At 57.3% G+C, this 14,248-nt stretch carries 10 protein-coding genes; 7 read left to right on the forward strand and 3 right to left on the reverse strand.

All coding sequences use genetic code 11. The features are described from left to right. Positions 1 to 31: 31 nt before the first annotated feature. The 5 genes from VI895_13820 (at position 32) to VI895_13840 (ending at position 6,058) form a co-directional block, all read left to right on the forward strand. Positions 32 to 904 (forward strand): hypothetical protein, encoded by an 873-nt coding sequence (locus VI895_13820; GenBank protein ID HLG20878.1) that lies wholly within the window; start codon positions 32 to 34, stop codon positions 902 to 904. 73 nt (positions 905 to 977) lie between these two features. Then, positions 978 to 1,886 carry a hypothetical protein gene (locus VI895_13825; protein ID HLG20879.1) on the forward strand — a complete coding sequence of 303 codons (909 nt, stop codon included), beginning with the start codon at positions 978 to 980 and terminating at the stop codon, positions 1,884 to 1,886. 25 nt (positions 1,887 to 1,911) lie between these two features. Further along, complete coding sequence (locus tag VI895_13830; protein ID HLG20880.1) at positions 1,912 to 2,397, forward strand: nuclear transport factor 2 family protein; 486 nt, start codon at positions 1,912 to 1,914, stop codon at positions 2,395 to 2,397. After that, a complete protein-coding gene (locus tag VI895_13835; protein ID HLG20881.1) occupies positions 2,394 to 3,551 on the forward strand; it encodes a hypothetical protein in 1,158 nt (385 codons plus the stop codon). The genes VI895_13830 and VI895_13835 overlap by 4 nt, the downstream gene beginning before the upstream one ends. A gap of 83 nt (positions 3,552 to 3,634) precedes the next feature. Next, positions 3,635 to 6,058 (forward strand): di-heme oxidoredictase family protein, encoded by a 2,424-nt coding sequence (locus tag VI895_13840; protein HLG20882.1) that lies wholly within the window; start codon positions 3,635 to 3,637, stop codon positions 6,056 to 6,058. Positions 6,059 to 6,126: 68 nt separating this feature from the next. On the opposite strand, the gene VI895_13845 is transcribed toward VI895_13840, so the two are convergent. Continuing rightward, positions 6,127 to 7,464 carry an ATP-binding protein gene (locus VI895_13845; protein HLG20883.1) on the reverse strand — a complete coding sequence of 446 codons (1,338 nt, stop codon included), beginning with the start codon at positions 7,462 to 7,464 and terminating at the stop codon, positions 6,127 to 6,129. Between the two features lie 151 nt (positions 7,465 to 7,615). Here VI895_13845 and VI895_13850 point away from each other — a divergent pair, with 151 nt between their 5' ends. After that, positions 7,616 to 8,323: a response regulator gene (locus tag VI895_13850; GenBank protein HLG20884.1), complete on the forward strand. Its 708-nt coding sequence runs from the start codon at positions 7,616 to 7,618 to the stop codon at positions 8,321 to 8,323. Positions 8,324 to 8,424: 101 nt separating this feature from the next. Then, a complete protein-coding gene (locus tag VI895_13855; protein HLG20885.1) occupies positions 8,425 to 9,201 on the forward strand; it encodes a PilZ domain-containing protein in 777 nt (258 codons plus the stop codon). A gap of 41 nt (positions 9,202 to 9,242) precedes the next feature. On the opposite strand, the gene VI895_13860 is transcribed toward VI895_13855, so the two are convergent. Beyond that, positions 9,243 to 12,536, reverse strand: coding sequence for an FG-GAP-like repeat-containing protein (locus tag VI895_13860; protein ID HLG20886.1), 3,294 nt, complete (start codon positions 12,534 to 12,536; stop codon positions 9,243 to 9,245). Next, positions 12,533 to 14,239 carry a CRTAC1 family protein gene (locus VI895_13865; GenBank protein HLG20887.1) on the reverse strand — a complete coding sequence of 569 codons (1,707 nt, stop codon included), beginning with the start codon at positions 14,237 to 14,239 and terminating at the stop codon, positions 12,533 to 12,535. The genes VI895_13860 and VI895_13865 overlap by 4 nt, the downstream gene beginning before the upstream one ends. Positions 14,240 to 14,248 lie beyond the last annotated feature (9 nt).

Consider the following 14,248-nt stretch of genomic DNA (forward strand, 5'->3'; position numbering starts at 1 on the left):
CCCTTCATCGGAGGATTTCCACGTGCGTAGAATGAGAACAAACGGTTATTTATGGTTGGCGGCCCTGGCGTTGAGCGCCTTCGCGGTCGCTTGTTCTGATGACGACGGCGCTCCGGTCACGATCACGGGCGTCCTTGCGGATATTGACACGGCCGCGCTTGTCGAAGGTGCGAAAGTCTACCTGATCGATGCCGAAGGAACCCTTGAGACGGAGGCCCCCTCCGCGGCGGATGGCACGTTTTCTCTCACGGTGCCCAGCGGATCGGCGGGAATCCTCGTCACGGACGACTTCGATTCCGGCGGGACGAGTTATATCCCTTTGATCAATTATTTGGCGCCGGAAGGGATCGTGACCTTTGATGCCGATACCGATGTCGGTTTGATCCACGTCTGCCCCGCGGGCACCGGAGGTGATCAGGGCACCGTCGCCTCGATCAACAATTATCTGGCCGCTGGATCCCCCGCGCTTTTCACGCCGGCCACTATTGCAAGTTCGGCCGGTGTCCTGGGAGCCGTATTCGTGCAGGCAAACAGCGGAGCGTTCGGCTTAACGGATCAAATATCGGTCGCGTCGAACACCGCGGACTGCCCGGTTGGATACATCAACGGTCCCAATTTTTACGACGAGAGCCTGGTGCCCCAACCGGAACTCGGTCCCAATATCTTCCAGGACGGAGGTACGGCGACGGACGCCGCGTCGGGAACGTTGTTCTCGGTCTGTGCGGGCGGCGATTCGGTCGAGATTACCCTGACGGATAACGACGCCGGCCGGGCGCTTGACTTCGGGGGTCCGTATGTTGTTCCGGTCCGGCCCAATTCCGTGAGCCTCCTCATCTTCGGGTCGGTTGACGGCGTGACCGGGAAAAGCATTCTCGAAGTGTTTTCAGCGGGCGGCCTACTCTAAGTCGGCGGTCCTGCGGGTGAATTGTGAAACGCGCAAAGGCAGAGGCTCTTGGAGCATCTGCCTTTCGCTTTCCATGCTCGGATGCCTGTTTTTTGCGCCCCGGGCAATCGCCGGCGCATGGACCCACGAACCGAACAAGTTCTACGTGGAGGCCTCGATTTCTTACTTTCAGGCGTCGGAGAGCTTTGATCGCGACGGAAATCGGAGAGGCGTCGGCCTTCTTCCGGACCCGCAGGTTCCATCCTCGATATTCGCCGGTCTGATTCCCAGCACGTACGAGCAGCTCGACGCGAGCCTTTATGCCGAATACGGCCTGCCGGCCGATTTTGAAGCGGTACTCTTCTTTCCCTTTTTCCGTTTTTCCCAACAGGACTCCTCCGTCGGCGAATTTGACACGACGGGCATCGGGGATGCGACGGTCGGTATGAAATATAAGTGGTTTGAGCGTCCTTGGTTGGTCTCGGCCGTAATGGCCGAAGTGGGAATTCCGGTCGGCGACGAGGAGGCGATGGGCCATGTCGCGGGACAAAATTCCCAGCCGATCCCGCTGGGCGACGGGGAGTGGGATTACGCGATTCGTTTCTTCGCGAGCCGGAGTTTCCATCCCGTTCCGGCGTATGTCTCGGCGGATTTCGGATATCGCTTTCGCACTTCTTCCGGCGTCGTTGATTTTGGCGACGACCTTCCTTGGTCCCTGGACGGCGGATATACGTTTGAGTTTGGCGAAGGGTGGTTCTCGGGCATTACGCCCAATCTCGCTTTTCGCGGCGTGATCGCGACGAAGAATACCTCAACCGCGACGTTGTTGAACCTGTCGGTTTCAGGCAACGCCCCCAATCAAGAATTTGTCGACATTCAGCCGGGCCTCTTTGTTCACGTCTTCAAAGGGCTCGGCTGGAACAACTCGTTCTCGTACACGCTGGCGGGAGAAAACACGGGCGCGGGCTGGACCGTCCGCTCGGGTCTGACGTACGAAAATTAAACAACAGGTACAAAGGAGAGAGCCGATGCGCGCAGGAATCTGGTTGATGGGATTGGCCTTGGTGGGTTCGGTCAGCTGCGCCGGCCGGCGGTGCGACGTCATTTCGAAGGATTATCCGGACGACCGGAAGGCCGTCGCCGCGCGCGTTCACGATATTTTCGGCGCCGCGCAGAAGAAGGATCTGGCGAAACTCGAATCGTACCACCTGTTCGGGCCGAAGTTCTCCAAGTTCGATGATTGGGAGCCTCTGGCCCGCCAGGACGCGGAAACGGCAAGGAAGGGCGAAAACGAGGCTTTTTCGGCGATCTCGGATTTCAAGTACGACATCCACGATTTGAAGGTGGACGTCTTCGGCCCGGTGGCGGTAGCCACGTTCACGATCGACTACAGCATGAAAATGGGCAAAGACTCCGCCGCGGCTAAAGCCCGGGGAACGTTGATCTTCGCTCGCGCCGAGGGCGACTGGAAGATCACCCACGAGCACTTTTCGGCGTTCAAAGCGAATCCGTGAACCGGTTTCCCGCGCGGGCGATCTCCCTTGGCGTGGCTGTAGTGTGGCTGACCTGCCTCGGTCACGCCCAAGAGGAACGTGTTTCGGCCGCCGCGTCTCAACCTTCCGCCGACCAACCCTATCCTCGTGTGAGTTGCGGCGAATGGCCGAAGGATCGTGGAAAGGAAGGGCGCTGCGACATCGAGACGGAAAACACGACCTGGGAACTTGGCTATTTCCGAGAGGGGAAGGAAAAGAGGAGCCTTAAGAACGTCGTCAAGAATCTGATCGTTGTTTTTCATCCCGACGGCTATTCCCACCGCATCCACGAATGGTGGGACTCCATGGTCGGACCGGGCAAAGCCTTGGATACGGATCGTTGGGTTATCCTCTCTCTCGCCACGCTGGGCGATGGGAAACCTCAGAAAGGGGCGCCCCTGCTCTTGACGGCGGATGAGATGCTGTCCTGTCAGACGGGAGTCGTCGATTTTCTTTATCCGAAGTCGAAGGCGATCGTGGGCGGACCCTCACGGGGAGGGCAAATCGCAATCCACTGGGCGTTGAGGAACCCGGAGCGTATCGAGGGACTTTTTCTCGTCAACGTGCATGGATATTCGCAGATCGAGGAGAAGCCGATATTGAGCTACCTCGAATCGATCGAAGTCGCGGAGCGTTCGCAGGGCCCCTACGTGAATTGGAGCACCGAAAGGAAAGGCGATTGGTGGAAGCCGGCGTCTCGTCTGTACGTGGGAATTTCGTACACGGATGAGTACTTCAAACAACCGCGATTCATGGTCGAGGTGGGCAAGAAGCCGGAAGAGTACCGGGACGCCAAAACGTCCTTCGATCTCACTGTGACCAGCTGGAACGACTTTTTTCGAGATTTCGTCGATCCGCATTGGTTCTTGGCGCAGGTTTCCACGCTCGATCGGGCGACCGACGCCCTTGGGGACGACGATTTTTCGAAGCTGCCCAAGAAGATCCTCCTCGCTTGGAACCCGGACGACAAAACGGTTCTCCAAAAGGACGTAGCGCGGTTTTCCAATTTACTGAAGAAGCAGGGAAAACGCGTCATCGAGCGCGGGATTGCGGATCCCAGAGGGCATATGGCCTGTTGCTCCGTGGAGATGCCGCAGGACACCCAATCGGCGATTCGCGCGTTCCTCAAGGATTAGCCGGTCATCGCCTCACTGCAGAAAGAGCTGAGGTAGGTCAGTGACTTCTCCCTATTGCTGTACGCATCCTATAATTGATGTTCATGAAACCGAGGTTGGGTGAGCGGATGCAAGTTGGATTTTCCAATGCGATCCCAAGATTCCTGTGGGGCGTTGCATGTGCAACGTTGGCACAGGGGTGCAGCGATTCTCCGCCGATCGCTAAAGGGGTCTTCGCCGAACTCGGAAAGCCCATGCCGATCTGTAACGCCGAGGAAGCGGCGATCTTCGAACGGGGAAAGAAGATGGCTCTGCATCGATTCACACCGGAAGAGGGCCTCGGTCCGCAATTCAACGTCGTCGCGTGCGCCGGTTGTCACGAGAAGCCTGCCTTCGGCGGGGGCGCGGCGCGGTACCGTGATTTTCTTCTGGTCGGCAGTGTGTCGGACACCGGAGCGTTCAGTAAAACGGGCGTCAACGGAATTCAAGATCAGTACACCTTTTCCGCCGAGAGCCGGGTGGTCACGGCCGTCGATACCAACCTAATGGCGACGCGAAAGCCGATTCCCTTCTTCGGCGTCGGTTTGATCGCCGAAATTGACGAATCCGAGATTCTTCAGCACAGCGACGAGATCGACGCCGACGGCGACGGAATCAGTGGTCGAGTCAATCATGAGACCGTCGGGGCCGAACTAGTTGTCGGCCGCTTCGGGCGGAAAGCGCAGACATCGTCGCTCGAAGGCTTCGTCCGAGGACCGCTCTTCAATCATATGGGGATTACGAGCAAACCCTTAACCGGCGACGAGCGCGACACGCTGCCGATACCCTCCATTTCGGCACTCGATCTTATCTTCAGGCGGGCGTCGCTCTCCGCGCTTCTTATCCGCCCCATGGAACGCGCGTGGGATCGCTTTGTACCGAAGGTGTTCGCGCAGGCGATTCCGTCGGCCGGAAACACGGTCGATTCCGACGGAGTACCGGACCCCGAACTCACGCCGGCGGATCTTTTCGACCTCGCAGGCATGACGATGCTTTTGGCGGCACCAGAGGCGGAACCCCCTACGGAAACAACGCGGGCGGGCGAGGCGCTTTTCACACAAGCACAATGCGCGAGTTGCCACGTTCCTTCGCTGAAATCACCGCGGGGTCTCATTCCGCTCTTTAGCGACCTTTTGATTCATGACATGGGAGAAGATTTGGGGGACGGGATCGTTATGGGCGAAGCTACCGGAACCGAGTTCCGGACGCCGCCTCTTTGGGGTGTGGCGGCGGTATCGCCTTACCTGCACGACGGCCGAGCCGATACGCTGGATGATGGTATTCGCCTCCATGGAGGCGAAGCGGAGCAGGCGCGCGACCGTTACGTCGCGATGTCGGAAGCCGACCAAGCGAAACTTATCGCTTTTCTCGAATCGCTTGGAGGCGCGACACAGCGAAGTGAAGGGCTCCTGCCTCCCGCGGTGGCCGTGCCCGCCGTCGGTGAATTCGGGGGACCGGCGACAACGCTTTCGGCCGCGAATCAAGAGGCGTTTCTGGAAGGCCGCGCGATCTTTGACCGCGATTTCGGCCTGGTGCAGGGTCTCGGCCGGCCGAATTTCAACGGCGATTCGTGCCGGGCCTGCCATTTCGATCCTGTGATTGGCGGTTCGGGACCGGCCGATGTGAACGTCATGCGCCAGGGGATCGTGGATGAGGCCGGTAGCTTCACGACGCCGGCCATGGGAACTATGGCCCACAAACAGAGCACGATCTTCGACAGCCGTCCGCTGGTAGACGAGGCATCCAACATCTTCGAGCACCGGCAGACACCGCCTGTTTTTGGTTTAGGCCTGGCCGAGAAGATACCGGAGGCGACGATTCTCGCCAACGCCGATCCCGACGATCTGGACGGAGACGGCATCAGCGGCAGGGCTCGGATCCTTCCGGACGGTCGGCTGGGGAGGCTAGGCTGGAAGGCCGGTGTGCCGTCCTTGGAAGAATTTTCACGTGACGGCATGACGAATGAATTGGGAATCACGGTTCCGGCGAGTGCTACGCTCACCTTTGGCTCCACAACCGATACCGATGACGTGGCGGATCCGGAAGTCTCGAGCGGAACCCTCGAGTTTTTGACGTTCTTCATGAGGAACCTCGCGCCGCCGCCTCGCACCCGCGTGGACGAGGCGCTTGAATATGCCGGCGAAGCACTGTTCGGGACGGTCGGATGCGCAAAGTGTCACACCCCGTCGATGGTGGCGGAAACAGAGTCCCCGGTGACTGTTTCGCCGTACAGCGACTTTTTACTTCACGACGTAGCACCCGTGGAGTTCATCGGAATTGCCGATGGCGACGCGACGATGCGCGAGTTCCGGACACCGCCGCTTTGGGGCATTTCAAAAACGGCTCCGTATATGCACGACGGGCGTTCCACCACGATCGAGAAGGCGATTGAGGCCCACCACGGTGAGGCGGAGACGATCACGCAAAACTTTCTTGGCCTCACACAGGCCGATCGTGATGCGCTGCTGGCCTTTCTGAATTCGCTCTAGCAGGGGCCGCACCCCGGGCCAGCCACCCTGAGGGCCCGCGAAAATAATGTAAGGTTTTTTTGCGAGCCCTAAGAATCGCGATCCACGTCGCTCATTGCCAGGAACTCGTGCAAAGGAAGCGCCCTGGCCAGCGGCCTCTTTTTCGAGAAGTCCTTTGTTACCAGGAGCCCTTTTTTGAACGCCCGTTCCATCACTTGGAAATCCCAGTCCGAGATGGATTGCCGATATTTCACTTCCACAGGGAGTACGATTTTTTCGGTCCTGTTTAGAACGAGATAATCAATTTCGTTGCCGCCCGAGCTTTTCCAGGTGAACACGTTTCGAGGAGCGGAAAGTCCCTCCCAAATGCGTTTTTCATATCTTCGCAATAATTCAGCACCCACGGCCCACTCAGCTTTGGCGGCTTCGGACGCCGCATCCCCCTGTCCAAGCCACGCGGCCAAAAACCCAAGAGCGGGATCCACCCAAAACAGCTTTCTATCCTTCTTGGGCGCCACACGATTTCGGGAAGTATCGAACGAGGAAATCGTGGCGAGAAGAAACGCATCGCCCAACGCGTCAATGTATTTCTTCGCAGTGTCTCGCGAAACGGTCATCGGCTTGCTGAAGCCCTCCATGCTAACGGCGTTCGCCTCAACCTGGGAAAGACGGGAGAACACCTCCAACGCGATCGTTCGGTCGAGTTTGCGACGGCCGATTTCATAGAACACCACGTCGTCAAAAACTTGGAAGCCGTTCAGGGAATCCCAAGGACTCTCCGCTTTCACCGATTTGATGTACTCATCCACACGGAAAGGGAAACCGCCCACGTCGAGAAACAGCTGAGCCTGCTTCAGTAGAGCCGGACCCAGATCGTTCGCCGCCAACTGAACCTGAAAATCAGAAAAAGACATCGGCAGCAGCGTGCGATCCGGAAAAAGGACGTTCCCACGGCGACCGGCCATCCGTTCCACCCCGGATTTCAAATCGAAAGCCGAACTCCCGGTAAGAATGATCGTTGCGGCGGCCAGGGTTCCATCATCGCGAAGCTTCTTGATCACGCGTTGCCAGCCCACTACGGATGTCGCTTCATCGACGACGATCAACTTCGGTTGATGCCGGGCCTGAAGATCCACCAGATGCTCCTCGACTTGCGAGAGTGTGCGAAACGTATCGAAGCTGGTCCATACAATGTCCCTTCCCCGCCAGCCTCGCTTGGTAACCAGCTCTGCGACGAGAAGTTTAAGAGCGACCGTTTTCCCGGCGCGGCGCGGCCCCCGTAACGTGATGACCCCTTGACTGGTGCATTCCCCTGGATCAATGGGGCGTGGCACATACTGAAGCCAGGACGATTTCACCTTCTTAAGGTCTGGATCCTGCCAAAGTCCCCCATAAAACCACCAAGCATTTTCGATAGTTACGCTCACTTTCCTATTATTACTACGCAGCTAGCGAAAATGCCAGGCATTATTGAAGAGATCGCCCCGGGCGGAATAAATGACTTAAGCCGTCCGATCGGCTCAGGCTCAAGACGTTGAATTGCCATTGCATAGTGCGATAGGTATACGGCGGCACACCATGAACAGAGGCCTCGAAGGTTTAATCCGCAAGTGCCTGCAAGAGAGGCAAAAGACATTGACGGAGTTTTCCCGCGAATTGGGGGTGACGCGTGTCACGGTCTACAACCTTTTCCTGGGGAAATACAGCCGGAAGCTTCTGGAAAGAGTCTCGAAATGCTTATCCATTCCTCTCCATGTTCTTCTTTCGGCGAAAAACGGGACCGCCACTGACGATTTCAAGAAACGGCTCGCGTTGGCCTATCATGCGGCGAGTCCCAAGGTACGGTCCATCGTGCGCGCTTTGCTGAACCTCGAACATGAAATCCCGGCATCAGATAAGAAACCGGTCGTGATTGTTGTGGACGACCTGCAAGACAACGTGGACCTCCTCCTGCGCTGTTTTCGAAAGGATTTTGAAGTTCTTGAATTCACGGATCCCGAAGCGGCCTTTGAGGCGGCCAAACGAACGGATGTCGCCGCGATCGTGACCGATCAGAGAATGCCGAAAATGACGGGAACGCGTTTACTCGCGAAAATTCAGTCGTTGGGGCGGCCTGTCGCCACCATGATCGTTTCCGCTTATTCCGACAATCAGGCGCTCATGGAGGCGATTAACGAAGCTAAAGTCGATGCCTTTATCATGAAACCATTCCGGCCGCAGGCCGTACATGAACGTTTGCATTCCATATTGGCGACGCGGCCGGCACAGGATCCCATCGTCCATTGATCGTATGTAGGCCACAAAGGTCACTTTCCTGGTCGTCGTCTCAAAAAACCCTTACATGGCGTATAATTTTTTTTTACATCTGATAAAATCAGGCGCTTAGAATGGGCTCTCAAAAATACAACGCATTGCTTCTCCATCGCGAAAACGAAAGTCTGCCTTTTCGGAAAAAATTAATACGTGTGTTGGATGCCTTGCGGTGCTCGACCAAGAGTGTCACCCGGTGGAGCAAAGCCAGGGAAGATTTGGAAGGGAACGTTTCTCGATACCAATTCGTTGTATTGGATCCCGCGGTCAAAGGCTACGACAGTCAAACACTGCAAGACATATGGGCGGCGATGGGCCGCCGACAAAGGCCTATGCTGGTCCTTTTGAATCCTGCTTGCGGGCAGGCGGTCCCGGATCCGAAGGAAGAACCTTCGAATTTAAGCGCCGTGATTCGGGAGGATAATTCGTTGTATGAAATCGCGTTCATCCTTAACCGGATCTTGTTTCGACAGAACATGGGCCAACGGGAATTCCCGCGGGCGTACACGCAATTTAATGTGGAGTTCGCTCGTTCATCCGAACCTAACGCGAGGACCGGTCAGGCGTTGAATTTAAGCGTGGGGGGATTTTTTCTTCATACCGAGGTCTTAAACCCGGAACGGACGTTTCTTCATCTAAACCTAATGCTTCCGGATGGCTATAGTCCGATCGAGTGTTCCGGCAAAGTGGCATACACCCACTTCCCCGATTCTTCTCAGATCGATTTATTTCCTCCGGGGATGGGAATTCAATTCAAGGGGATCAACGACGTGGATCAAAGTCGAATTGGGAAGTTTGTGTGCGATCGGCTCCTCCGGATCGATCAGAAAGCGTTCGAAGGAAAAGAGATATGATCGAAAGTTCGGTTTGGCGCGCATCCGCAAAGTAGCGCGGATCATCTCCCATTTTTTTCTCCTTCCGCCGCCAATGACCGCGTTTGATCGTCTTCAAGATATCGCCGGTGAAGTTTATCATCGGGGTAATTTTTGGCCGGCGGATACGCCGACATACCGTGAAAAGGGAGCGGCTCGACGGTATTTGGACGGGCGGTTCGGAAATCGCCGTCTTTGATCCACCCCCCGGTATCGAGAACGTAGTCCCTCACCCAGCCCGGCTGAAGCGCGGGGAGTGCGGCCGAGGGAAAATCGACGGCGACTTCATCTCCGGGTGCAAGAATGACGAACCGGTCGTCGGCGTCGTAAAGGAGTTCGGTCACGTCTCCGTACGCTGTGAAGTACCCCGCATGAGAATTTTCGAACGGGGGGACCTGTTGAAGGATTTCATAACGGTAGAGGTCGGGAAGTTTTCCATCCGGACTGTAGATCCGGGAGAACCCGCGATAATGAAGGTCGGCGCGGAGCGGGAGAAGGTCCGTCTCCTGTCGAGGGGAGGCGCCATTCGAGTCAATTCCAAAAAAGGCCTGATCCCAGAGGACGGCCAGGTTCGTCGAGATCCGAACGCGTTTGTCCTTATGCTGAATCCGTCCCGTCAGATTTACCGGAAGGAACTTGTCCACTCCGGCGGGAAGACCGATATCGTCTTCCACCCGAAGCCAGCGGCCGTCCCGACCGATAACATCCAACGCCACGGCCTGCGTCGCGATCTCGGGGTTCTGCGCGACGGCGAAGTTAACGCTTGCATCCGGCCAGAGCGTGGTTCCACGCAGGAACAGCCAGAGTCGAACGGAGTTGGCGGGATCTCCCGGATCGAGGACGATCTCATGGAGCCGGGTGAATCCGGGATACTTCGGATTCACCGGCTTTACATCCTCCGCGTAAACCCGATCCGCAGCGATGAGCGCCCGGCGAATGTCGTGACCCGCGCCGTCGAGAGCCGTCTGTGGTGGCGATGGTTGGCTTACGCTGTAGACCGTGAAAGGTTTGTACGGAGGCTCGGAAAACCGGTCTCCCGGAATGACGCGGGTTTCTTTCGGATGATCGAAAGCATGAAGGCGGAGGCGGTCGAGATACGTGATCTCCGCCAACTCCTGCGTAATCCGGATCGAGAGAAGGCCGTTTTTCTCGCGAAGCCGTTTCCCGTCGATGAGTACGGCCTCCCGATGGTTGGGTTCGAACGGAACTCCGGGAACGAGTTGAATTCCGAGCGGGGTCGTATCGAGAATATCCGTAATAAATCGAAATCCGGAACCGTCAAAGGCGAATAGGAACGGACACGACTCGGCTAACCCCGGCCGCTCTTCGAACCGGAGCGGCTCCTTTTCTTTGACCTTCACATCGAGAAGATTTTGCGTAATGCCGGTCGGCCAACGAAGTCCGACGACATCCAACTTCTTTCGCTTGCCGACGCCAAGATCGATCCAACGCTCAAACGTTTCACGAAGAAGATAAAACGGTCCGTCCTTGATCCAGACTTTCGCACCGTAACCGTCCATATTGTTCTTGCGGCCGAAGAGACGAAGCCGAATCGAACGGTTCGCGTTCCCCCCGTCGTTGCGCAAATAGATGATTTTTCCTTCGGATGCGACGATGACGTCCGTATCGCCATCGTTATCGACATCCGCGGTTGTCCCGTTTCCTTTTCCGGGAGGGATCGTCAACCCTTGAAGGGATGCTTCCTCAGGCTCGCTCCAGGCTCCGGCGCCGTCATTTCGATACAGCGCGCTCTTCGACCCAAACGCCAGAAGATCCAAGTCGCCGTCGTTGTCCAAATCGGCAAGAACGCCAAAATTCGGGGGAGTGGGTTGTGCCGTCCGAGCCGGAAACCGCAAGCCGGCATCCTTTATGAAGCGGCCGTCGCCGACGTTGTTCCAGATTCCGACGGCATCGGTGCCGAACAGGATAAGATCCGGCGCGCCATCGCCGTTGATATCTCCTACGACCACGAAGTTAGCGCCAGGCATGTCGGAAAGCCCCGACTTCCGGGCCATCTCGCGAAATGTTCCGTCCCGATTATTGAGAAAAAGCCGGTGATCTCCCTGGCCCGAAGGGAGAAGCACGTCGATGTCGTTGTGGAAATCGGCGTCCGTGAACAGCAGGTCGACGATCGCCCCTTTTCCCGCGACGATTCTTGAGGTGTGAGTGATGTCCGCAAACGTTTCATTTCCGTTGTTTCGCAGAACCAGAACGCGCGAGGAGGCGTTTTTCTCCGCGACGCACACAACGAGAATGTCGAGATCTCCTTCATGGTCGAGATCCACGAAACGCGCATGCCGAGGCGCCGTCCCGGCCGCACATTCCGGAAGCGGCTTCGCCTCCTTAAATGTAAAATCGCCGTTTCCGATCAGAAGCAGAGGCCGTTTTCCCGAACAGAACACGAGGTCGAGCTTGCCATCGTTGTTGAAGTCGGCGGCATCGGCACAATTCGTGCGGGAAGGATCGATCCCCGGGGGAATTACCGGGCCAGCCAGACGACCGTTGCGATTTCGATAAACTTGAGCCCCCGCGATGAGATCGGGGAATGCATCGTCATCAATGTCGGCGAGACGCACGAACGGGGCCCGGATTCCCGCGAGACCGCTTGCGGCTGTCGCATCCCTGAACACGACGGAGATTTCATCCGAGCGGTTCCCCTTCGCCATGGCCGGTGACGCGATCAATTCCATGTACCGTGATTTTTCAACCTCGGACAACGAGGTCCCGGGCCCGAGACCTTTTTCTTTCGTTCGCATGTACTCCTTGAAGGCCCGCTGCGCCCGCAGCGCTTCACGGCGGCCGGTGTAGTAATTAAATAACTGAAAATGCGCCGGCCCGTGGTCCGGATCGAGGCGGATGGTCTCCTCCCATTGGTGAGCGGCCTCCGCCAGTCGACCGAGTTTCTTGAACGCGACACCGAGATTGTAATGCGCGGCGACACAGAGGGGATCGAGGGACAAGAGTCTTTCGAACTCCCTTCCGGCTTCTTTAAACCGGTCAAGACGCGCCTGCGTCACACCGGCCAGGTACGCGACGTGGGGAGATTTCGGTTCAAGGCGTCTGGCCTCGTTCAAGTCGGCAAGCGCCGGTTCATGGTTGCGCGCGTAGAGAAGCGAGATCGCGAGATTAATCCGGTCGTCCAGAGAGGTGGGCGCAAGCCGGACCGCCTCCCGAAAGTGAACCGCGGCACGGGCGTATTCCTCGTTCTGATATTCGGCGAGTCCGAGATTGCGCGCGGTCGCAAGCGTATGGACATCTCCAAACGCTTGTACCGTCAAAAGGAGGATCATTCCACAGGCAAGAGACAACGCCCTCATGGAGCCGTCTCTTTTAGTTCGACCCCTTCCTCAATCAAGATCGTCTGATCGGCTTTCGTAGGGCCGATGCGATCGATCCGGCCGCTCGGCCAACGAAGTTCAATGGCATCCGCGCCGTCGTTTTCTCCCAGGCCGAAGAGGTTTCGCGGATCGTTCGTGGCGAGATAGCTCGACTGCGCTCGAACCTCCTGGATTTGTGTGCGGTCGCCCACAGTCACGAAAATCTTCGCGCCGATTCCGTCCCGGTTGCTTTTGCGCCCGGAAACGCGAATCCGCAACCAATGTCCCGAGTTCTTGGTCGCGTTGTGGTAGAGGGCGGGCCGTTCACCGGCGTCGGCCGCGAGAAGATCCATTTTCCCGTCGTCGTCGACATCCGCGTAAGCCAGGCCCCGGCCGAGCTTGCGAACGGCGTACACATCGCCGCAATCACGAGTGACATCGGAGAACTGTCCGCCCCCCCGGTTGAGATAAACCTGGCGTTCCTGCTTGGACGTCATACTTTGAGAAAACGCGTCGATGTAGTCGACCATGTGCCCGTTGTTGACCAAAATGTCCCGCCATCCGTCGTTGTCGATGTCGAGCGACGCGACGCCAAACCCCACAAAGCGGTACGAATCCTCGGCGAAATGACTCGCGCGAGCGATATCCCGGAAACGCATGCCCCCCTCGTTGCGAAACAAGGAGTTGAACTCGAAGATCATATTGGTCATTACAAGGTCGAGGAGGCCGTCGCCGTCGAAATCGTCCACGGCGACCGCCATTCCCGCCGTCGCTTCGCCGTCTTCACTTACGGCCACGCCGCTCCGAAACGCATGCTCGCGAAAACGGCCTTTCCCGTCGTTCTCATACAAGAACTTCGGTGTCCGGTCATTCGCAACGAAAATGTCTTGATCCCCGTCGTTGTCGAGATCGGAGAACGCCACCCCTAACCCCTTGCCGCCGGGTGAAAGACCCGCGTTCTCCGTAATATTCTCGAACGTTCCGTTCCCGTTGTTTCGGTAGAGCGTGTCTGTAACCGCGTCGTAGTCGCGCGGGCCGGGGAAGAAACTGAATCCTTCCCGTTTGGACAGCGCCCCGGCATGAACATGTTTCATCTCGGGGCGGTAATCAATATAGTGCGTAACGTAAAGATCGAGGTGCCCGTCATTATCGATATCGGCCCAGGCGGCCTGCGTGCTGAACGCATTGACGACTTCGAGTCCCGCCTTCTCGGTCACGTCGGTGAACGTGCCATTGCCGCTGTTATGAAAAAGAATGTTCCGGCCGTAGGAGGTGACGAAAAAATCCTGATGGCCGTCGTTGTCATAGTCGGCCGCGGCCACCCCCATGCCGTACCCCGCGATCTTGAGGCCGGCCTTTTCGGTGACATCGGTGAACGTCCAATTCCCTTCGTTCCGGTAGAGCCTGCTCTCCCCGCCCCCGCTCTGCGCGAGAAAGATATCCATTTGGCCATCCCCGTCGTAGTCGAAAAAGCCGACTCCAGATCCGACAGAGTCGACCATGTTTCTCATCCGCGGGCTTCCCCACGTGTGAACAAACCTCAGGCCCGCTTTTTCGGTGGCATCGCTGAAATGACATCGTCCCGCCCATTGGCTTTCCGGATTCGAACGGCCCGGAATCGTGAGCCGCTCCGAGCAAGCCAGGACGAGGAGAAGCGCCGTCTCCATGAGCATTGTCCTTTTCTTGTATTTCCAATCTTTCATGGCCCTTTT

The sequence above is a fragment of the Bdellovibrionota bacterium genome (genome assembly GCA_035292885.1).
GTDB lineage: Bacteria > Bdellovibrionota_G > JALEGL01 > JALEGL01 > DATDPG01 > DATDPG01.

Bases quoted from the DNA above. Each gene is read 5' to 3' on its own strand.
- VI895_13820 (HLG20878.1), top strand. From the start codon at position 32: ATGAGAACAAACGGTTATTTATGGTTGGCGGCCCTGGCGTTGAGCGCC.
- VI895_13825 (HLG20879.1), top strand. From the start codon at position 978: ATGCTCGGATGCCTGTTTTTTGCGCCCCGGGCAATCGCCGGCGCATGG.
- VI895_13830 (HLG20880.1), top strand. From the start codon at position 1,912: ATGCGCGCAGGAATCTGGTTGATGGGATTGGCCTTGGTGGGTTCGGTC.
- VI895_13840 (HLG20882.1), top strand. From the start codon at position 3,635: ATGAAACCGAGGTTGGGTGAGCGGATGCAAGTTGGATTTTCCAATGCG.
- VI895_13850 (HLG20884.1), top strand. From the start codon at position 7,616: ATGAACAGAGGCCTCGAAGGTTTAATCCGCAAGTGCCTGCAAGAGAGG.
- VI895_13855 (HLG20885.1), top strand. From the start codon at position 8,425: ATGGGCTCTCAAAAATACAACGCATTGCTTCTCCATCGCGAAAACGAA.
- VI895_13860 (HLG20886.1), bottom strand. From the start codon at position 12,536: ATGAGGGCGTTGTCTCTTGCCTGTGGAATGATCCTCCTTTTGACGGTA.
- VI895_13865 (HLG20887.1), bottom strand. From the start codon at position 14,239: ATGAAAGATTGGAAATACAAGAAAAGGACAATGCTCATGGAGACGGCG.